The 21,069-nt window shown below is 58.4% G+C and carries 19 protein-coding genes; 17 read left to right on the top strand and 2 right to left on the bottom strand.

Annotated features, from left to right (window positions below; translation table 11 throughout):
• Positions 1 to 6 precede the first annotated feature (6 nt).
• Both FLO80_RS12940 and FLO80_RS12935 read right to left on the bottom strand, forming a co-directional pair.
• Complete coding sequence (locus FLO80_RS12940) at positions 7 to 822, bottom strand: DODA-type extradiol aromatic ring-opening family dioxygenase (protein ID WP_037931959.1); 816 nt, start codon at positions 820 to 822, stop codon at positions 7 to 9.
• 63 nt (positions 823 to 885) lie between these two features.
• On the bottom strand, positions 886 to 1,293 hold the full coding sequence (locus tag FLO80_RS12935) for a DoxX family protein (RefSeq protein WP_157802081.1): 408 nt from the start codon (positions 1,291 to 1,293) through the stop codon (positions 886 to 888).
• 162 nt (positions 1,294 to 1,455) lie between these two features.
• Here FLO80_RS12935 and FLO80_RS12930 point away from each other — a divergent pair, with 162 nt between their 5' ends.
• From FLO80_RS12930 to FLO80_RS12850, 17 genes are all read left to right on the top strand, one after another.
• Positions 1,456 to 1,779, top strand: a complete 324-nt coding sequence (locus FLO80_RS12930) for a winged helix-turn-helix transcriptional regulator (protein WP_027238707.1) — start codon at positions 1,456 to 1,458, stop codon at positions 1,777 to 1,779.
• 237 nt (positions 1,780 to 2,016) lie between these two features.
• On the top strand, positions 2,017 to 2,619 hold the full coding sequence (locus FLO80_RS12925; protein ID WP_036540318.1) for a TetR/AcrR family transcriptional regulator: 603 nt from the start codon (positions 2,017 to 2,019) through the stop codon (positions 2,617 to 2,619).
• Positions 2,620 to 2,691: 72 nt separating this feature from the next.
• Positions 2,692 to 3,243: a TetR/AcrR family transcriptional regulator gene (locus FLO80_RS12920; RefSeq protein WP_224769550.1), complete on the top strand. Its 552-nt coding sequence runs from the start codon at positions 2,692 to 2,694 to the stop codon at positions 3,241 to 3,243.
• Positions 3,244 to 3,256: 13 nt separating this feature from the next.
• Positions 3,257 to 4,378, top strand: a complete 1,122-nt coding sequence (locus FLO80_RS12915) for an efflux RND transporter periplasmic adaptor subunit (RefSeq protein ID WP_229724297.1) — start codon at positions 3,257 to 3,259, stop codon at positions 4,376 to 4,378.
• Positions 4,379 to 4,411: 33 nt separating this feature from the next.
• Positions 4,412 to 7,492, top strand: coding sequence for an efflux RND transporter permease subunit (locus FLO80_RS12910; protein WP_088635664.1), 3,081 nt, complete (start codon positions 4,412 to 4,414; stop codon positions 7,490 to 7,492).
• Between the two features lie 410 nt (positions 7,493 to 7,902).
• Positions 7,903 to 9,114, top strand: coding sequence for a CaiB/BaiF CoA transferase family protein (locus tag FLO80_RS12905; RefSeq protein WP_111368642.1), 1,212 nt, complete (start codon positions 7,903 to 7,905; stop codon positions 9,112 to 9,114).
• Between the two features lie 8 nt (positions 9,115 to 9,122).
• Positions 9,123 to 10,277, top strand: a complete 1,155-nt coding sequence (locus FLO80_RS12900; protein ID WP_111368641.1) for an acyl-CoA dehydrogenase family protein — start codon at positions 9,123 to 9,125, stop codon at positions 10,275 to 10,277.
• 108 nt (positions 10,278 to 10,385) lie between these two features.
• Complete coding sequence (locus tag FLO80_RS12895; protein WP_027238714.1) at positions 10,386 to 11,240, top strand: SDR family oxidoreductase; 855 nt, start codon at positions 10,386 to 10,388, stop codon at positions 11,238 to 11,240.
• 38 nt (positions 11,241 to 11,278) lie between these two features.
• A complete protein-coding gene (locus FLO80_RS12890; protein WP_027238715.1) occupies positions 11,279 to 12,085 on the top strand; it encodes an ABC transporter ATP-binding protein in 807 nt (268 codons plus the stop codon).
• Positions 12,078 to 13,997: an AMP-dependent synthetase/ligase gene (locus tag FLO80_RS12885; protein WP_027238716.1), complete on the top strand. Its 1,920-nt coding sequence runs from the start codon at positions 12,078 to 12,080 to the stop codon at positions 13,995 to 13,997. Before FLO80_RS12890 ends, FLO80_RS12885 begins: the two co-directional genes overlap by 8 nt.
• Positions 13,998 to 14,885, top strand: coding sequence for a branched-chain amino acid ABC transporter permease (locus FLO80_RS12880; RefSeq protein WP_027238717.1), 888 nt, complete (start codon positions 13,998 to 14,000; stop codon positions 14,883 to 14,885).
• 3 nt (positions 14,886 to 14,888) lie between these two features.
• On the top strand, positions 14,889 to 15,962 hold the full coding sequence (locus tag FLO80_RS12875) for a branched-chain amino acid ABC transporter permease (protein WP_027238718.1): 1,074 nt from the start codon (positions 14,889 to 14,891) through the stop codon (positions 15,960 to 15,962).
• 11 nt (positions 15,963 to 15,973) lie between these two features.
• Entirely contained in the window at positions 15,974 to 16,786 is an 813-nt protein-coding gene (locus FLO80_RS12870) for an ABC transporter ATP-binding protein (RefSeq protein WP_111368640.1), read from the top strand.
• A 33-nt stretch (positions 16,787 to 16,819) separates the two neighbouring features.
• Positions 16,820 to 18,058, top strand: a complete 1,239-nt coding sequence (locus FLO80_RS12865; protein WP_316776695.1) for an ABC transporter substrate-binding protein — start codon at positions 16,820 to 16,822, stop codon at positions 18,056 to 18,058.
• A gap of 94 nt (positions 18,059 to 18,152) precedes the next feature.
• The gene (locus tag FLO80_RS12860; protein ID WP_111368639.1) at positions 18,153 to 19,403 is read left to right on the top strand and encodes an ABC transporter substrate-binding protein; all 1,251 of its coding nucleotides are present in this window, start codon (positions 18,153 to 18,155) and stop codon (positions 19,401 to 19,403) included.
• Positions 19,404 to 19,481: 78 nt separating this feature from the next.
• Positions 19,482 to 20,258 (top strand): enoyl-CoA hydratase/isomerase family protein, encoded by a 777-nt coding sequence (locus tag FLO80_RS12855; RefSeq protein WP_111368638.1) that lies wholly within the window; start codon positions 19,482 to 19,484, stop codon positions 20,256 to 20,258.
• Between the two features lie 11 nt (positions 20,259 to 20,269).
• Positions 20,270 to 21,052 (top strand): enoyl-CoA hydratase/isomerase family protein, encoded by a 783-nt coding sequence (locus FLO80_RS12850; RefSeq protein WP_111368654.1) that lies wholly within the window; start codon positions 20,270 to 20,272, stop codon positions 21,050 to 21,052.
• The last annotated feature ends 17 nt before the right edge of the window (positions 21,053 to 21,069 follow it).

The following is a 21,069-nucleotide window of genomic DNA, read 5'->3' as shown; positions in this document are numbered from 1 at the left end:
TTGGTCCTATCCAAATCTGAACGCGCTTTCGACCGCGCCCAACACGTGATCCTCGAGGGTCTTCTCCCCCCGATCCGCAAGCGCAGCCCCGGCCACGACGTGCAACGGGATCAGATGTTCCTCGCGCGGATTGGCATCGCGTGCGCCGGGCGCCTGATCCCACTCGGCCAGCATGGCATGGCGCACTGCGGGGTCTTCATGGGTCACCGCACTCGTGAGCCATCGGTCAAAGTCTCCGCCGTTCACCGGGCCGTCCGGTCCGCCCCTCATCGCCCGCATCATCTTGCCCATGTTATGATAGGTATTGCCGGATCCGATGATCAGCACCCCTTCGTCGCGCAAGGGCGCCAACGCGCGACCGACGGCAAGATGCGCCTCGGGGTCGAGATCGTCGCGCAGGCTCAATTGGACGGTGGGGATGTCGGCCTCAGGAAAAGCCACCTTTAGTGGAACGAATACCCCGTGATCGAAGCCACGCGCAGCATCGGCCCCGGTTTGGAATCCCGCGTCTTCTAAAAGTGCGCGTACGCGGGTCGCCAGCGCGGGCTCGCCCGGCGCGGGCCAGGTTAGCTGATAGGTATGCTGCGGAAATCCCTGATAGTCGAACAGCAGAGGCGGGGCGGGGTTGGTCTGCAAGGTAAAGACCCGCTCTTCCCAATGGCCCGAGATCACGAGGAGCGCCTTGGGCCTTGCCGGCAGGCTCGCAGGCAAGTCCTCAAGGAATTTGCGGTGCCGATCCCAGGCGTCAGGCGGGTTCCAGTCCATGAAGAAACAGGGGCCACCCCCATGGGGAACAAACAATGTCGGCTGCTTTTCAGTCATGTTGTCGTCCTTTTAAACCCAAGTCCGAGGCTATGGGCACCCCCGTGGCAACTCCGCAGCAGATCAGATTGGCGCTGCCGGAACTGCCGGTGCATAGGCCGACTTGACCGCACGCACGCGATTGGCGGTCAGCCACGAGACGATCAGGAGTACCCAGGTCGCCAGAGCCGGCGACCAACCCGGATCGCCTGCGCCCACATGGGCCCCGAAGGCGAGCACCAGATGCCAGAACATTGCCGCATAGGCCCAATCTGCCAGCACCGCCGAAGGGCGCCAGAGGATCACAACGGCACCGACGATCTTCAAAATTGCGAGTGGCCAGATGATGTATGTGGGATAGCCCAACACCTCGCGATACATGCCCGCGACCATGTCGTGGGATGAGATGTAGAAGGCCGCCGCACCCAGATAGACCAATGCCACAAGGCCGGTCGCGATCCAGTAGACATATTTTGCCACGTTGTCACTCACTGCCGCTCTCCCGGTTTTCGGCGGGTTGTTAGGCTGCCGTTTTCCATATAGTATCATTAGGTGCCTTGCTTCATCAGTTAAAGTAGGCACTTAAAAGTAACTTACTTTCGTGGGCTGCGAGGGCTATCCACAATGAAAAGCGTCCAACCAGCTTCCTGCCCGATGGAGGCGCTGCTGCGTGTCATCACGGGACCTTGGACGATTTATATCCTTTGGGTTCTGTCCGAACAGGGTCCACAGCGTTTCGGCGCGACCAAACGGCTGGTGCCTGGAATTTCCACCCGGGTCCTGACTGAGAGGCTGAGAATGCTGGAACATGCCGGCGTGGTCTGGCGCGAGCAGGCCATGACCATCCCGCCCGCTGTCACATACGGGCTGACTGAACGCGGCGCGGAGCTGCGCGGTGTGCTGGACACCCTTGGATCCATTGCACGCCGCTGGGAGGCGGAGGGTGCTTTCGACGGGACGGCACGCTCGGCGGAATGATGACGTCCGTCCTGTTCGCGGAATAATCCCGCGCCAGAAAGCACCGCGAACGGAGCACGGCCCGAAGCTCATGACGAATTGAAAGCCGCGTTGGGTATGCCTGACAGGCGGCACTCACTCCGAACGATCCGCCCAGGTTTGCGGCTTGCCGCCACATAAAAATCAATTTACTGTACCGACTAGACGGTACAGTCAAGTTTGAAATCCCGCAATGCTGCACAGGACAGGAAGAGCGAGATGCGCGAGAGAAAAATGGCCGAGGTTTTGTTCGGCGCGCGGGAGGTCTTCTTCCGGTGCGGTTATGAAGGCGCCACCGTCGATGCCATTGCCGCCGAAGGGAAAGTGTCGAAGGCAACAATGTATTCGTATTTCCCGACCAAGGAGCAGCTGTTTCTGAGCGTCGTGGAATCCGAATGCGGTCGGCTTGCGGAAGAGATCCTCCGACCCTTGTCCGCAGGTCCCGAGCCGCGCGCCCAGTTGGAAAAACTTGCCCTGCGCATGATCGATCTCGTTCTGGACGAAACCTACATCCGCCTTCTGCGGACGTGTATCGGTGCCACCGAGATGCTTCCCGAGGTCGGGGAGGTGTATTTTCGTGCCGGACCGAAACGGGCACGCGAACTCATCAGTAAAGTTCTGGAACGCCTTTCCCGGGAAGGCGCGCTTGAGATCGACAACCCCCCGCGTGTTGCGGATCACTTCATACATCTTTGCGTTTCTGGACTGTTGATGCCACGCCTGCTGGCCGTGCAAAGAACAGTCGAGCGGGACAAGCATGCGGCCGATGCAGTCACTGCATTCCTGCGACTCTACGGGAGCGGACATAGAGTAGAGCTCTGAACTGACCTTGCTTTCCGACAACGGGGCAGTGCTCCAAATCTCTCAATAAAATTGCCGAATGGACAGTGAATAATGACCATACAATCCAAAATGCAGGCAAAGAATGCGTCACCAAGGATCCTCGGCGCTGCGCGGGCAATTGCGCACAGAGAGGGCGCGGGAAAGATTACGATCGACGCCGTCGCGCGTGAGGCCGATCTCAGTAAAGGCGGGGTCTTATACAATTTTCCGACCAAGAGAGCGCTTCTTGCCGGGCTGCTTGATGAGATGCTCGCAGAACATCACGAACGCCTGGCATCAGTCCCGGAAGATCGCAGATCCCGCACCCTGCGTGGGCACCTGGAAGCAATCGTGCAAGCCAGAGCCGTCGATGACGACCTCTCGATGGCGATTCTCGCGGCTGCCGCGTCAGATCCGCGGCTGCTCGATCCGCTACGGGCTGAACTGACCGGCGACCTTGAGCGTATCCTGTCCGACACACAAGACACTCCGGGTGCTATGGTTGTCGTCCTAGCGATCCAGGGACTTCGGTTCCAGAAACTTCTGGGCCTTCCCGACGGTGGCGCGGATCTCAGGGGACGCGTCATCGAGCAATTGAGGGCCATGATTAATGAACTCGAATAGAGAGACACGAAGTTTGAAGCGGATCGTTTTTGTTATTGCGGTAGCGGCCGTGTCGGCCGTTGCCGTCCCGTTTGTTTCGCCGTTCCTGACCGATGTGCTGGCCCAGACCGCGACGGACACCCTAGAGGCAGAAGTCGATACAAGGCCTGCAGCGAACGTGGAGCGACCAGTCACGGTCGAAGTGACCCGTGCGCTCAATCGCGTCGTAAGTCAGTCTCGCAGCGTTGCAGGCCGCGTCGAACCTGCTCGAACGGTGGACCTTGCGTTTCAGATACCCGGGCAGATCATTCGCCTTGAGGTTGAGCCCGGCGACACGATTCGCGAGGGCGAGGTGATCGCGGAGCTCGACCAAATCGATTTCGAACTCGCCGTCGACCGGGCTCAGGCGTCCTACGACCTGGCGAATTCCGAACTCGCGCGCGCCTCGGACCTCGCCGATCGTGGCGTGGCGTCCGACGCGCGCCTCGACACGGCCCGCGCGCAGTTCGTCCAGGCAGAAGTCGCGCTCCGCGAGGCAGAGCGGCGCCTGTCCCAAACGAAAATCGTCGCGCCATTCGACGCGATTGTGGCGCGCACCTTCGTTGAAGAATATGTCAACGTCACGTCGGCCGCGCCTGTCGCGCGTCTACAGGATGTCAGCGAGATGCGGCTCGTGATCTCCCTGCCAGAGGAACTTGCGGCCATTGCGCGGTCGGCACCCGATGCCTTCGAGATCGTTGCAACTTTTCCGGCTGTTCCGGGTTACACCGCGCCTCTGGTGCTTCGCTCGTTTGCGACCGATGCCGACCGGACGGCGCAGACCTACGACGTGGAATTTGCGATCACGGGTGATATCGACCCGCGTCTTCTGCCCGGGATGACTGCGGATGTGCGCATCTCCATTGCCGCAGAAGCAGATCGCCCGCAATCCGTGATCGTTCCGGTTTCGGCGGTGGATACGACGAGCCGAACCGAACCGTCCATCTGGATCTACGAAGAAACGTCCGGCCAGGTCGCGCGCAGGGCGGTCCGTTTGGGTCTTCCGATCAACAATGAGATTGTCGTTCTGGATGGCCTGAAGGGCAACGAATTGGTTGTTTCCGGCGGCTGGTGGCGGCTCAGGGACAATCAGACCGTGACAGTTTCGGGGCTCTGATCCCGTTCTTTTTGACAGGACAAGAATAGAACCATGGCACTCAGCATCTCACGAGCGAGCATCGAGCGTCCTGTGGCGGTCTGGCTCACCATCATCTTTTGTCTCCTCGGCGGCTATTGGGGGCTGAACACGGTCGGTCGACTTGAAGACCCGAGCTTCACGCTCAAAACGGCGCTCATCTTCGTGCCGTATCCCGGCGCCACGGCTCTGGAGGTTGAAGAGGAGGTCGCCGACGTCGTCGAAAATGCGCTGCAGCAAATGAAGCAGCTCGACCGGGTGGAATCGAAGTCGATGCCGGGCATGGCGCAGATCACCGTCGAGATCGAGATGACCTATGGCCCGGACGAGATCCCGCAGGTTTGGGACGAAATGCGCCGCCGCATCAGCGACGTGGAGGGGGACCTTCCCGCAGGAGCGCGACCGCCCATCATCAATGACGATTTCGGCGACGTCTATGGCATGTTCTATGCGGTAACGACCGAAGGTCTGAGCCCATCGGAGCAGAGGGATTTGGCCACGACGCTCCGGCTCGGACTGGTCACTGTCGATGGCGTCGCCAAGGTCGAGGTTCAGGGCCTCTCCGAAGAGGTAATCACCATCTCGATCCCGTCTGCACGCCTCGAGATGCTGGGCCTTCCGCCGACCCAGATCCTGGGCATTCTCGCAGACGAAAACCAGGTGTTCACCAACGGCGAGATCACCGAGGGCCCTGCCCGGATCGGCCTATCGGTTCCGCCGGGCTATATTAGCCCCGAAGGGATAGAGGAGCTGCGGCTGGGCACGGCCGGAAATGTCGGCCAGATCGCTGTCAGCGACATCGCCAGCGTGACCCGCGAGGCGGCCGAACAGCCTAGCCAGATCATCCGGCAGAACGGCACGGCGGCATTTACCTTTGGCGTTTCCGCGTTGACGGACCAAAACGTGGTCGAAGTCGGTCAGGCGGTTTCAGCACGGCTTCAACGGCTCAAGTTGGGGCTTTCTGAAGGTGTCGAGATCATACCGATCTACGAGCAGCATGTCGTGGTGGACGAATCCGTTTCAAGCTTTCTCGTCAGCCTCGGACAGTCGGTCGCGATCGTGGTCGGTGCGCTGATGCTGACCATGGGTTGGCGCGCAGGCCTCGTGGTGGGCTCGACCCTCGGGCTCACCGTTTTCTCCACACTGTTCTTCATGTCAGTGTTCGGGATACAGATGGAGCGGATCAGCCTGGGCGCCCTGATCATCGCGATGGGGATGCTGGTCGACAACGCCATCGTCATCACAGAAGGGATGGTGATCGGCATGGCGCGAGGAAAAAGCGCGGAAGACGCTGCTGCCGAGACCGAAAGCGCCACGTCAATCCCCTTGCTGGGGGCGACCGTTATCGGGATCATGGCGTTTTCCGGTATCGGGCTGTCGCCTGACGCCACGGGCGAGTTTCTGTTTTCGCTTTTCGCGGTGATCGCCATCTCGCTGCTAACAAGCTGGGTCCTGGCAGTCACGGTGACGCCGTATCTCGGCAAGCTGCTGCTCAAGGCCCCCAAAAACATTTCGGATAATCCCTACAAGGGCGTGTTCTACGCGACATATCGCGGGATTTTGTGGATGGCGCTGCGCGTCCGCATTCCGGTTGTTCTGACGATCATTGGCATCACCGTTTGGTCCGTTATGGCTTTCGGACAGGTCAAGCAGGCCTTCTTCCCCGCCTCGAACACGCCGATTTTCTACGTTGAGTTCCAGATGCCGCAGGGAACCGATATCAACACGACCGACGAAGAGATGCAGCGGCTCGAGCGGATTCTCATGGATGAGGATGCCGTAACCGGGGTAACGGCCCTCGTCGGGCGCGGGGCAAGCCGATTCATGCTGACATACAACCCCGAGCAGGCGGATGCCAGCTATGGCCAACTCATCGTCCGGGTTGCGGACGCCGCAACGATCGCGACGATCGCGAGCAGACTTAACCAGGACTTGCCCGCCGAATTCCCCCACGCTCTGATCCGTGTCGAAGATATCGTGTTCGGACCGCCCTCCGGTGCCGATGTTGCAGTTCGTTTTTCGGGACCCGATCCGGTCATCCTGCGCCAGCTCGCGGATGATGCGATGAGGATTTACGAGGAGGCAGGAACCATCACCAATCCGCGCACCAATTGGCGGCAGCGTGAGATCCTCGTCGAACCCATCGTCGATGAGGCACGAATGCGGCTGGCTGGCGCAACGCGCGGAGCGATCGCGGATACCATCCGCTATGGAACGTCCGGACTGCGCGTTGGCGACCTACGCGAGGACGACGTGTTGATTCCGATCCATCTCCGGCTTCCCGAGAGCGAACGCGACGGAGTTGACCGCCTTCGTGACCTATCGGTGTGGTCCGATGGGGCAGGGTCCTATGTACCCATGGCCAACCTTGTCGAAAGGTTCGATCCCCGTCTTGTCGAGGCACTCATTCACAGGCGCGACCGAGAGCGGACAATCGCCGCCCTCGGCGGTGCCCGCAGCGATCTCACCGCGGATGAGGCATTCCGAAGCGTCCGCACCGAGATCGAATCCATCCCGCTTCCCGACGGTTATGCAATGGAATGGGGCGGCGAATTCGAAAGTGCGCAGATGGCTCAGGAGTCGCTTGGCAAGCAGCTTCCCCTGGGCTTCCTGGTCATGTTGACGATTTCGATTTTGATGTTCAACAAAGTCCGCCAACCGCTGATCCTGTGGCTCGTGGTGCCAATGTCCGTGACGGGCATGGTCCTGGGGTTGCTGTTCACCGGTCTGCCCTTCACATTTACGGCCCTGCTCGGCTTCCTGTCGCTTTCGGGAATGTTGATGAAGAACGCAATCGTTCTCATCGAAGAGATCGACTTTCTACGTGCACAGGGTGTGCCCGATTACAAGGCGGTGATCGACGGCTCAGTCAGCCGTCTTCGCCCTGTGGTGCTCGCCGCCGGCACGACGATCTTTGGCATGATTCCGCTTCTGCCCGATGCGTTTTTTGCCTCGATGGCGGTGACGATCATGGGCGGCCTCGCCTTTGCTTCGGTCCTGACGCTCGTCGCGGTTCCGGTGCTCTATGCGCTTCTGTTCCGGATACGGCCACCGAAACGGGACGCACAGTCGGACGGCCTAGCGGCGACCGCCTGACACAACGATCCTCCCTAAAATAGGATTTCGAGCCAATTTGAGGATAGCGGAATGGCCCAGAAAAAACAAAACCGGAGTGGATCGTCGCGAAGCTCCGGGAGTCCGACGATCCCAGGGCGCCTCGTGCGGAGTTTCGAAGTAGAGTCCGTGGTCCAAACGGCGCAATTCAATAGCGCTCGTTGGATAACTGAAGCGTTTCGACTTTAGATTGATACATGGCTTATCGTTTCTCGCACTCAACCGAAGGGGGCAGAAAGAGACCAAATTATTCAATCTTAGATCGAAGCGCTGTAGCGTACTATTTTGCACTCTGCGGCATCAGACCCCCATTTCGCAATCTCAAGTCTTGAGGTTTGCCGTCCACGAGGCTACTATTCTAACAAATGTTAGATTACTGGCGGCGAGAACGAATGCCTGGACCCCTTGATCACCTGAAAATCATCGAACTTGGCCACGTAATTGCCGGACCTTTTTCGGCAGCCTTGCTCTCGGATTTCGGTGCAGATGTCATCAAGATCGAGGCACCCAACCGAACGGATATGATGCGCGACCTCGGGCCCAAGGCAGAGGATGGAGCGGGCGTTTGGTGGAAGACGCTGGGCCGCAACAAGAAGATTCTGAGCCTAGACTGGAAGTCCGGCGAAGGCCGGGACATCCTGCGCAAATTGGTTGAAGGTGCCGATGTTCTTATCGAAAACTTCCGACCGGGCGTGCTTGAACGTGCTGGTATCGGGCCTGAAACCCTTCATGAGTGGAACCCAGATCTGATTGTTCTGCGCGTATCGGGTTACGGACAGGAAGGTCCGATGCGGGACGTACCTGCGTTTGGTCGTGCGGCAGAAGCCATGAGTGGTTTAGCACATCTGACCGGTTTCCCCGACGGGCCGCCGATGCACCCCGGATTTCCGGCGGCCGACAGCACGACAGGTCTGATGGGCGCATTGGGAATCATGATTGCGCTGTTTGCCCGCGAAAAGGGGATAGTACGGGGTCAGGTTGTCGATCTTGCGGTGTTCGAAGCGCTGCTTCGATTGATGGACTATCCTGTTCCCGCGTTGACGGGTGCTAACCTTTCGCCGCGGCGCAACGGGCTGCGCCAGCCGATGGACTTTGCGCCAGGGGGCATGTTCCGCACGTCCGATGGGGTTTGGCTGACCGTCTCGGCAGGTAGCGCGGAAACAGCGCAACGCCTGTTGCGCGCGGTCGGAGGGGACTCTTTGGCCGATGACCCGCGGTTCGAGACACTCGGCGAGATGTCGCAGCACATGGCGGTGGTCTTTGACGCGATCAATGATTTCGTCACGCAGCACACAGCTGAAGAAGTTACGGCTGTATTCGCCCGACATGATGCGGTTGCCTCTCGGGTGTTGAGCGTCGAGGAGATCACGACCAATGAGCAGATACGCCATCGCGGGGACATCGTATCGGTCGAGGGCGAGCAGACCCAGGTCATCGGTCCGATCCCGCATCTAAGCGCGACGCCCGGTGAACTTCGCTGGCTGGGACGACCGCCCGGCGCAGACAGCCGAAGTATTCTAAGCGATCTTGGTTTTGACGATGAGCAAATCTCTGCCCTTTGTGAGGCAGGACTCGTGAGACTGGAAGGCAGGGGGACGCCATGACATTTAGAATGACCACCGGCCAACAGGAAATCCGCGACCAGATTCTGCGGATTTGTGCACAATTCGACGATGACTACTGGCTGGACCGGGATCGCAACGGTGGTTTCCCCCATGATTTGCACAGGGCAATGGCCGATGGCGGCTGGCTTGGCATCGCCATGCCTGAAGCGGTCGGCGGCGCCGGCCTGGGGATCACTGAAGCGACGATCATGATGCAGGCGATTGCTGAGTCAGGGGCTGGCGCGAGCGGGGCCTCGGCCATCCACATGAACATTTTCGGGCTCAACCCGGTGGTGAAGTTCGGGACTGATGAACAGCGCGCGCGCATGCTGAGCCCCCTAATCGCAGGTGATGAAAAGGCTTGTTTCGCCGTGACCGAACCGACGACGGGGCTGGATACCACAAAGCTGAAGACCATGGCGGTGCGACAGGGAGACAGGTATGTCGTGCATGGTCAGAAGGTCTGGATTTCGACCGCGCAGGTTGCCCACAAGATGCTGCTTCTGGCCAGAACAACGCGGCTTGAGGATGTGACTAACCCGACCGAAGGGCTGAGCCTGTTCTATACCGATCTCAACCGTAATTTCGTTGATGTGCGAGAGATCGAAAAGATGGGGCGCAAGGCTGTCGATTCGAACGAGGTCTTCATCGACGGGTTGCCGATACCTGCCGAAGACCTGATCGGAGAAGAGGGCAAAGGGTTTCGGCAAATTCTGCATGGGCTGAATCCAGAACGCATCCTTGTGGCGGGCGAATGCATCGGCATCGCACGCAACGCTCTGACCCGCGCGGCGCAATATGCCAATGAACGAGTGGTTTTCGACCGGCCCATCGGTCAGAATCAGGGCGTTCAGCATCCGCTCGCTCAGGCTTGGGCGCGGGTGGAATCGGCCAATCTCATGGTGATGCACGCCGCCGCCCTTTACGATGCGGGGGAGCCCTGCGGCATCGAGGCGAACGCAGCCAAGCTATTGGCCGCCGACGCCGCGGTTGAGGCGACCGAGGCCGCACAGATCACCTTTGGCGGATTCGGTTACGCAAAGGAATATCACGTGGAGCGTCTGGTCAGAGAAGCGCTCTTGTTCCGCATTGTACCTGTGACGCCGCAGATGTTGTTATCATTCATTGCTGAAAAAGCGCTAGGACTTCCAAAGTCTTACTGACCGCGAGACACGGATTGGGATAGCGCGTATTCCCTACTTGATTATTTTTCTAACGTCCGTTAGATTATCAGACAAAGCCCCGCAATAGGGGAAAAGGGAGGAGGCGTCATGAGTGAGACGCAGTTCGGGTCTTCGCGAGAAGACCTGTCAAAACGCACAACCGTTTACGCACATGATTTGTTCGCGGGCAAAACCGTCGTTGTAACCGGCGCAGGCGGAGGTTTGGGGCTGGCGATTGCGGCTCTGTTCGCCAGGCTGGGCGCCAATCTGGCGATCAATGGACGCAACGAGGAAAAGCTGGCCTCGGCCAAAGAGTACCTCGAGAGTTTTGGGGGCAGAGTTTTCGCCGTGCCCATGACCATCCGTGACCCTGAACAGGTCGAGGATTTTGTCGCTAAGACGAATCAGGAATTCGGCTCCATAGACGTTCTGGTGAACAATGCGGGGGGGCAGTTTCCACAGGCTGCGCTGGATTTTTCCCCGAAAGGCTGGACCGCCGTCATTGACACCAACCTCAACGGAACCTGGTGGATGATGCAATCCACGACGCGCCACTGGGTTGAGAACAAGCAACCGGGTTCCATCGTAAATATCGTGGCGGATATCTGGCGCGGGATGCCTGGCATCGCTCATACCTGTGCAGCTCGGGCGGGGGTGATTTACCTGTCCAAATCGGTGGCGGTGGAGTGGGCGCCGCATGATATCCGCGTGAACTGCGTGGCACCGGGTTGCTGCGAAAGCAACGGTTTCGGGAACTACCCTCCAGAGGGTGCCGCAACTTTCCAGGATTCCAATCCGATGCGGCACGCCGGGGACGAATGGGATGTCGCTGAAGGTGTTGTCTATATGGCGGCCAACTCAGGAAAGTTTGTTACCGGTGAAGTTCTGAACATCGACGGTGGGCAGCAATTGTGGGGGGACCCATGGCCAACGGGTCGACCGGACCATTTCCTGATTTCCTGATGAAAGCCATGAACCTTAATGGGGACAATAAGATCCAGATGACAACGAAGAATAAAATAGCAGTTGGTACCGATGGCGGGGCGCTTCTGGAGTGCAACGGGGTCGAACGACGGTTTGGCGGCATCGTTGCTGTCACCGGAGTTGATCTCGTCATTCGGCAAGGTGAAATCTTTGGGCTTGTCGGACCGAATGGTAGCGGCAAGACAACGCTAACGAACGCAATTACCGGGTTTTATCCGCCAAACGTAGGCACTGTCCGGCTGGCGGGAAAAGACATCACGGGCACAGCGCCTCATAAGGTTGCCAAGCTCGGGGTTGCGCGGACGTTCCAGAATCTTGCCCTTTTCAACGGGATGAGCGTTCTGGACAACATCCTGCTCGGGCGGCACATCCACATGAAACCGGGCGTCTTACGCACGGCGCTTTATTGGTGGGCGGCGCGGCATGAAGAGATCGAGAACCGTAAGATCGTCGAGGAGGTGATCGAGTTTCTACAGCTTGAAAGCATCCGACATGAGTTGGTCGATGGTCTTCCGATCGGGCTGAAAAAACGGGTCGAACTTGCGCGGGCATTGGTGGCCGAGCCGCAAATGTTGATACTCGATGAGCCGATGGCAGGCATGAATCAGGAAGAGAAGGGGTATATGTCCCGCTTCATTCTGGATGCCCGTGCCGAACGCGGCGTCAGCGTTCTGCTGATCGAGCATCATATGGATGTCATCACCGGCATCTGTGATCGGATGCTGGCGCTTAATTATGGCGAAATGATCGCCAGCGGCATCCCGAAGGACGTTGTAAAAGACCCGCGGGTCATCGAGGCATATATCGGAGGGTCGCATGACTGATTTGACGCAAAAACAGTCTTCGGGCGGCGATACGATTGGTGCACTGCTGGCGCAAAACGCGTCGCGCCACGGAAAGGATATCGCGCTTCGCGAAAAGGAACGCGGGATCTGGAAAGAAACCACTTGGGCGGAATACGCCGAAGAGGTGCTTGCCTGCGCGGCCGGACTTGAAAAAATCGGCGTAAAGCCGGGCAAGGCAGTACTTATTCTGGGCGATAACCGTGCACGGTTGTACGGCGGCATGCTGGCTGTTTCGTTGCTGGGCGCCTATGCAATGCCTGCCTATCCGGGCGCGACAATCGAAGAACTTCGGCACTTTCTTGGCGAAGTCGAAATCGTCGCGGCCATCGCCGAAGATCAGGAGCAGGTAGACAAGATCCTGGAACTGAAGGACGCGGGCGCCGAGGGTATCGACCACATCATTTATGATGAAGCGCGAGGCCTCGGATTCTATGAGGTTGAAGGGCTGATGTCCTGGGATCACCTGATCGAAGTCGGTCAGCACGATCTTAATGAAACCCCGGGCTTGCGCGAAGATCTCTTTGGTCGGGCAAAGCCCGGCGATCCGGCCATTTTCATGCATTCGTCAGGGACCACGGGAAAACCGAAAGGTATCGTTCTGAGTCAAAAGAACGTTCTTGCTGCGGCCAGGAACGGGCATGCAGCGGGTGCATTCGACGACAATGAGGAAATCCTCGCCTATCTGCCGATGGCCTGGGTGGGCGACTTCGCCATTACCGTCGCGGCGGCGCTGCTCTGCCGGTTCACCGTGAACGTGCCTGAACGTCAGGAAACCGTCGTTCGCGACATGCGCGAAATCGCTCCGACATTCTATCTGGCGGCGCCGAGAAGCTGGGACCAGATGCTGACGACGATCCAAGTGGGTATCGAGAACTCGACCCCGGTCAAAAAATGGCTGTACCATTTCTTCATGGACCGGGCGATTGCCGCCGAGACACGCAAGCTGAATGGCATTAGCGGCGGTGCACTAGAGCCTTTGGGCCGACTTTTGGGCGAGGCGATCGTTTTTGGTCCGATCAAGGACCAGTTCGGGATGAGTCGTCTGAAGAACGCGTTCACTGGCGGCGAAGCAATCGGCGAAGACACGTTTGTTTTCTACCGAGCCCTGGGAATCAAATTGCGCCAACTCTACGGCCAGACCGAAAATAGCGCGATCAATGCGATTCAGTCTCCGGGCGAGGTGCGCCTCCATACCGTTGGCAAACCCGCGCCTGGCGTCGAGGTGAAAATTGCCGAAGACGGAGAGATCCTGGTGCGTTCGGACAGCGTGTTTGAGGGGTACTTCAACAAACCCGAAGCGACCGCCGAAGCGCTTGAGGACGGGTGGCTGCATACCGGCGATGCCGGTTATCTGGAGAATGACGGACACCTGGTTGTTCTGGGCCGTGTCTCCGAGGTCATGCATACAGCCGGAGGCGAGCGTTATGTGCCAAACTACATTGAGAACCGGTTGAAGTTCAGCCCCTATATCAAGGATGCGGCTGTTATCGGTGCCGGCCTGGATGAATTGACCGCCATGGTCTGCGTGGATTTCGAGGCAGTGGGACACTGGGCCGAAGTGAACGGCGTGCCTTATGTGTCCTATTCCGATTTGTCGCAACGTGACGAGGTCGCGGCGCTGCTGCACGGGGCATTCGAACGGGTAAATAAGGCCGTCACAGAGCCGTTGCGCCTGCAACGCTTTGTCAGCCTGCCGAAGGAATTCGACCCGGACGATGGTGAGATCACGCGGACCCGAAAACTGCGACGCAAGGTTGTACAGGAACGCTATGCCGACGTGATCGCGGCGCTCTACGACGGTTCAAAAGATGTCCACGTAAGCGCGCAGGTGACTTACGAGACAGGGGAAATAGGGAAGGTCGAAAGAAGCCTTCCCATCAGGGAGGTATAAATGGATTGGGTCTTTCTATCTGAACTTGCGATCAATGGAGCCTTGACGGGTCTCTTGTATTCGCTCTTCGCTATCGGCCTCGTGCTGATCTACAAAGCGTCCTCGGTGCCCAATCTGTCGCAGGGTGGGCTGACAATGGTCGGGGCCTATGTGGTTCTTGCCCTTTCACATGACGCGGGTCTGCCGCTGTGGCTGGCCATTCCGCTTGCTGCGGTGATCATGTTCGGCCTGGGATTTGGCATTGAGCGTGTTGCCCTGCGCCGTCTCGCGGGCCGTCCGGTCGTCATGATCCTGATGCTGACACTTGGCCTGGACATCTTCCTGCGGGGGACAACACTTGCAATCTGGGGTGGGACATCCCGTTCGGTTGATTTGGGGGTCAGCTATGAACCGCTGTTCCTGGGCGACATCTTCGTCAGCCGCATCCATCTTGTCGGTGCCGGTGTTGCGCTCGCACTCTTTGTCGCCTTCATGCTGTTCTTCCGAACCCGGACCGGGATCAAGTTGCGGGCGATCGCGGATGATTACATGGCTTCGTGGTCGGTCGGCATTTCGGTTGAGCGCGGCGTAGGGTTGTCCTGGGCACTGGCATCAGTTGTTGCCGTCGCCGCAGGCGTCATCTGGGGCGAGATTCAGGGTGTCGATCAGGCGCTGTCGCTGTTGCTTCTGAAGGGTCTGACGGTGGCCGTTCTTGGTGGACTCGACAGTATCCTCGGCGCAGTGATCGCGGGCATCATTCTGGGCGTCGTCGAAAACGTTGGTGCCGATCTTCTGGATCCGCTTGTCGGAGGCGGAAGCCGCGAGCTTATCGTCGCCGCCGTGCTCATTCTTACGGTCATGATCCGTCCGCACGGGCTGTTCGGCCGTCACGACATCGAAAGGGTCTAAGGGATGTTTTATAGACTTTCCGGCGTCCATCACGCCAACTATGTATCCGATAGTCGTATCTTCAAGGTACCTGCTGACCGGAACCTGGCTGTATTCATCTTCCTGATTGGACTTGCCGCGCCATTCATCATACCGTCGCTCTACCTGAACAGTTACATGCTTCCGTGGCTGATCTGGACGGCCGCCGCCCTTGGACTTAACCTGGTGACAGGTTGGGCTGGCCAACTTCACTTGGGCTATGCTGCGGTCATGGCCGTCGGGGCGTATTCGGCGATCCACGCGGCGCGTTTCGGCGTGCCATGGGAATTCGCCCTGATCATTGGCGGGTTGACGTCATCTGTGATCGGCAGCCTGTTCGCCTTTGCCGCATTGCGGGTCAAGGGTCTCTATCTCGCACTCACGACTCTTGCGATGCAATTCGTGATGGACTGGGTTCTGACCCACTCGCCGGCGATTTCAGGGGGCTCGCACGCATCGCTCCAGTCACCAACTTTGGCGTTTCTTGGGCAGGATATTACCTCTGATACCGGTTTTTACTATGTCGCCTTCGGATGGTGTGTGTTGGTGACGATCTTCATGCTGAATCTCAAACGCACTGGGCTTGGTCGTGCCCTGGTCGCGGTACGCGAAAAAGACTTTGCTGCCGCGATCCTGGGTGTGAACAGTTTCTATTACAAGATCCTAGCCTTCGCGACTTCGTCTTTCATCGCGGGCGTCAGTGGTGCTTTGCTTGTCGCCACCTTCTTCTTTCTTGCCGCGCCGGAGCAGTTTTCGGTCACCGTATCTATCCAGGTTCTTGCGATGGTGATCGTTGGCGGCCTCGGCAGCGTAATCGGATCCTATTTCGGTGTTGCTCTGATCCTTCTTGTCCCCGGTTTGGTGAACGGTCTCGTCGTCACGGTGAGCGAGGGGCTTGGTATGCAGATCAATGTTGAAACGCTCGCTCACATCCCGAATGCGGTCTATGGCGCACTGATCGTCATTATCCTTCTGATCGAACCGCTCGGTTTGGGAAAACTCTACGGCAACATCAGAGACTATCTGATGGTCTGGCCCTTCGATCAGTTCAAGAAATAAGGGAAATGCCGATGCAAGAAAAAGTAGAAGCCCAGAACATTCTGTCCATGAACAGTGTAGAGGTGCTGTATGACAATGTGATGCTGGCGATCAAAGGTGTTTCGGTCCAGGTCCCAACAGGCGAGATGATCGCGCTCTTGGGCTCGAACGGCGCGGGCAAAAGCACCACGTTGAAAGCGATCAGCGGTCTTCTGAAGGCAGAGCGCGGACGCATCAGCCGAGGTGAAATAACCTTCCAGGGAACAGACATAACCGAAGTGCTCGCGCAAAACCGCGTCGGGATGGGTATCTGTCACGTCATCGAAGGGCGGCGGGTCTTTGAACACCTGACCCCCGACGAGAACCTGACCGCTGCTGCGCCGCGCGGAATGTCCCGATCGGCGCTGAATGCGGAAAAAGAAAAGATTTACGACTATTTCCCACGACTTGCCGAACGCCGCAATTCGCAAGCAGGCTATTTGTCTGGTGGCGAGCAACAGATGCTGGCCATCGGCAGGGCGCTGGTGACGCAGCCGAAACTGTTGATGCTCGACGAACCAAGTCTCGGCCTTGCCCCGTTCCTGGTCGAGGAAATCTTCGGCATCCTGCAAAAGATCAATCAGGAGGAGGGCGTATCCGTCCTGCTGGTGGAGCAGAACGCGCTGGCCGCTCTGGAGATTGTTTCGCAAGGGTATCTGATTGAGAACGGCCGCGTTGTCATGCACGGCACGGCCGAGGCGCTCAAATCCAACTCCGACATTCAGGAATTTTATCTGGGTGGCGGAGAAGAAACCGATTTTCACAACGTCAAGCACTACAGCCGACGCAAACGTTGGCTGAGCTGAGGTACTATTCAGAAATTGTTCAGGGAGGATCAAATGAAGGAACTTACCAAAGCGTTGGCCGTGTTTTCAATGGTTGGCGGAGCGATGTTCGGCACCCAGGCGCTGGCTGAGCCATTCAAGATTGGCGTCTGCTACGACCTCAGCAAAGCCTATACCTTTGCCACGCCGCAGGTTGCCCAGGCGGCACAAGATCTCGCCAAGCTGGTCAATATGAAGGGCGGTATCGGAGGAGAACCGGTCGAGGTTATCGTGCGCGATCATGGGAACGAACCGCAGCGCGGGATCGAGTGTTACTCCAAGCTCAGCCGCGAGGGTGTGTTCGTCTTCGATACACTGTCCACACCGGTGTCTCTGGCCGTCCTGCCACGGGCTAGGGAAGATGGGCGCATTCTGATGCAATCGCTTGTCGGCCGCGGCGATGCCGTGGATGGCACGGTCTTTGACTGGGTCTATCCGATCGGGCCTACCTATTGGGGGCAGGCCGCCAACGACGTCGCCTACATCAAGCAATTGCACGACGGCGACTTGTCGGACGTGAAGGTGGGGTTTGTCTACTTCGATTATCCCTTCGGACAGGAGCCAATCGAGATTCTCGAAACCCTTTCCGAGAAAGAGGGTTTCGAGCTTGAGCTTTACCCCGTTCCGCTGCCCGGCAGCGACCAGGCCGGAGTATGGTCCAAGGTGCGCCGCGACAAGCCCGATCACGTGATCGTCTGGATGCTGGGCGGTGCCCATGTGGTCGCATCGAAAGAGATGCAGCGCAATCGCATCCCGATGGAAAAATACATTTCGGTCAACTGGCTGAACGAGGTCGATATTGCCAATATCGGCACTGATGCGGCCAAGGGCATCAAGCGCGGGACCAATGTCGTGGGCGGTCAGGATGTCGCCCTGTTCAAGGAGATCATGACCGAGCTTTATGACAACGGACAGGGCTCGGGCCCGATTGAGAAGACGCAGGACGTTTTCTATAATACGGGGCTGGCCATGTATTCGATCATGTTCGAAGCCGCGCGCAACGCGGTCGAACTCGAAGGGCTGCCGATCACTCCGACATCCTACAAGGCCGGACTTGAGTCGTTGAAGGGTTATGACGCCAACGGGTTGATGGCCCCCATTACGGTAACGGCCGAAGACCACGGCGGCGGTGGCCAGACGCGCATCGAAATGTGGGACGGGGAGGCTTGGGTGCCGCAAACCGAATGGATTTCTGAATACGGCGATGTCGTGTGGGATGTGGTTAAGGAAAGTTCCGCAAAATACGAGCAGTGACAGACTGATAGCAGGAAGGGTGGCGCTGTACAGGGCGGCGGCGCTCACAAAACAGTTTAGCCGCCCTAAACTCAACCAACGGGAGAGAGAGAATATGAAAATCAAACAGCACATCAAGGCGGTGGCCCTTACTGCCGCATTGGCAACAAGCGCGACGGTGGCTGCGGCGCAGGACAAGGAGCCGATCCGCTTCGGACTTTGCTTCGACCTCAGTAAATCGTACACGTTCATTTCACCGCAGGTGGCCCAGGCAGCCCAGGACCTGGCGATGTACACCAACGAAAACGGTGGAATCGAAGGCCATCCGGTTGAAATCATCATTCGCGACCATGGCAACGAACCGCAACGTGGCGTGGAATGCTATGAGCAGCTCAAGCGTGACGGTGTTTTCCTTTTCAACTTTCTTTCCACGCCCGTCACGAACGCGGTCCTGCCGCGGGCCATGAAGGACGGAAACGTCCTGATGCAATCCTTCGTTGGCCGCGGCGACGCGGTTGACGGTGATGTGTTCGACTGGGTGTTCCCGGTTGGTCCGACTTATTGGCAGCAGGCCGCCAACGATGTCGCCTTCATCAAAGGCCAGATGGGCGGTGATCTGAGCAAAGCAAAGATCGGGTTCATCTATCTGGACTATCCCTTCGGTCAGGAACCGATCGAGATCCTGAAAACACTTTCTGAAAAGGAAGGGTTTGAGCTGGAGCTTTATCCTGTGCCGCTCCCCGGGTCGGATCAAGCCGGCGCATGGAGCAATATCCGCCGTGATAAGCCAGATTACGTGATCAGCTGGCTTCTGGCGGGCGGACACGTGGTCGCCTCCAAGGAAATGCGCCGCAACCGCTTCCCGATCGACCGTTACCTGTCGGTCAACTGGCTGAACGAAGTCGACATCGCCAACATTGGCGCTGCAGAGGCAAAAGGCATCCTGCGTGGTACCAACGTGGCCGGTGGTCAGGAGGTTCCGATCGTCAAGACGATGCTGGACACCTACTATGCCAATGGCAAGGGCAGCGGTCCCGAGAGCTTGGTTCACGACGTGTACTACAACACGGGCATGGCCATCTACTCGGTCGGTTTTGAAGCTGCGCGTATCGCGATTACCGAAAACGGTTGGCCGATCACACCGGAAAGCATGAAGGCTGCCTATGAATCGATCGAGAACTTCGATGGCGACGGCGTCATGGCCCCGGTGACCGTAACCGGTGAAGACCACGGCGGTGGCGGCAAGACCCGAGTCGAACAGTGGAATGGCGAAACCTGGGTTCCGCTGACCGACTGGAGCGCCGACTATCTCGACGTTGTGTGGGAAGTCATCAAGCACAGTTCCAAGTCGTTCTCTGTCGAATAAGCAGGAACTTCCCCGCGGCAAACATGTCGCGGGGAAGCTTCGCACTAGAATGTCTCCAGTTAAAACGAAGCAGGTATCATGAGCCCAATTGATGTGAAAATCGAAGACGGCATTGCGACCGTCTGTATCAATCGGCCCGAACGCAAGAACGCGCTTTCCGTGGCCGCGACGAACGGGCTGACGGAAGCCTGGGAAAAGATCGAGGCGGACGACAGCGTTCGTGTGGCCATACTGACCTCGGCCGATTGCGGTGTTTTCAGCGCCGGGCTGGACCTCAAGGAAGCTACGCAAATCGCGCGCGACGAAGGCGTCGATATCCTGTCAAAAATGCGCGATCCATTTCACGAGACCATGCGCGCCTGCAAGAAGCCGATTATCGCGGCGATGACGGGGTCGCTGATGGCGGGCGGCATGATGCTGACGCTGAATTGCGATTTGCGGGTCGGACTCAAGGGGACCAAGGTTGGCATTACCGAGGTGAAGATCGGTCGCGGATCGCCTTGGGCTTCGCCGGCACTGACCATGCTACCGCAGCCCATCCTTATGGAAATCCTGCTGACCGGAGACCTGATGCCGATCGAGCGGCTACATGAGTACGGGTTCACCAACTATATCGAGGACTCCCCCGATGCCGTTCGCGCACGGGCATTCGACCTTGCCAAACGCATAGCCAGCGGGGCCCCGCTTTCGGTGATCGCTGCCAAGGGCGGCGTTCGCGCAACCATGGACCTGGGCTGTGCGGGTGGCCTCGAAGAGGGTAAGCGCCTGCACGAGGTTGTATACGCCAGCAACGACGCGATTGAGGGCCCCAGGGCATTCGCCGAAAAACGAGCGCCGGTCTGGACGGGTACATGATGGAGATTGGAATGACTGACCTTATTCGTCTGGACAGGGATGGGCCTGTCGGAATATTGCGTTTTCTTCAGCCGGCAAAACGCAACCCTTACAGCATCGGGTTCGTCGAAGAACTGGTGGCGCTCCTGCGCGAGGCTGAACAGGATGATGTAATCCGCGTCGTTGTCATGACAGGCGGCGATCATTTCAGCAGCGGCGGCGATCTCGTTGGATTTCAGGCTGAAATCGCGAAAGGCGCAAGGGCGACATCGGAAATGGTCGACCGGGTTCACGATGGCGGACGCGCGGCCTATCTGTTTCGGAAGCCTCTGATTTCTGCTGTATGCGGGGTGGCATTTGGTGCGGGTCTCAGCCTGGCGCTGTCTGCGGATATCGTCGTAGCCGCCGAAGATGCCCGGTTGTGCGAAGTTTTTGCGCGCGTCGGCGGCTGTCCCGACACCGGCTCGAGCTGGCTGCTTCAGCAGCGTGCCGGTGCGGGCGTGGCGCGGATGCTTGTTCTCACAGGTCGTGAAATAGACGGGCGCACCGCCAGGGAACTGCGAGTTGTCGAAGAATGCGTACCCCCCGACCAGGTCGAGCAACGCGCTCTGGAAATTGCCCACGAGATCGCCCCACACCCGATGTTCGGCATTCAGACCGCCAAGCGCGTGATGCGTGCCGCGGCGGAGTGCAGCTATCTGGAGGCGCTGGACATCGAGCGCGATGCCCAAAGCGTTTTGCTGTGTGCGCATGATTTTCCAGAGGCCATGAAAGCGTTCTCCGAGAAAAGAAAGCCCGAATTCAACGACCGATAGGTCGGTAGAAACCGTAT

The sequence above is a fragment of the Aquicoccus porphyridii genome (genome assembly GCF_008369105.1).
Taxonomy (GTDB): domain Bacteria; phylum Pseudomonadota; class Alphaproteobacteria; order Rhodobacterales; family Rhodobacteraceae; genus Aquicoccus; species Aquicoccus porphyridii.
This window is presented reverse-complemented; position numbering and strand designations above follow the sequence as displayed.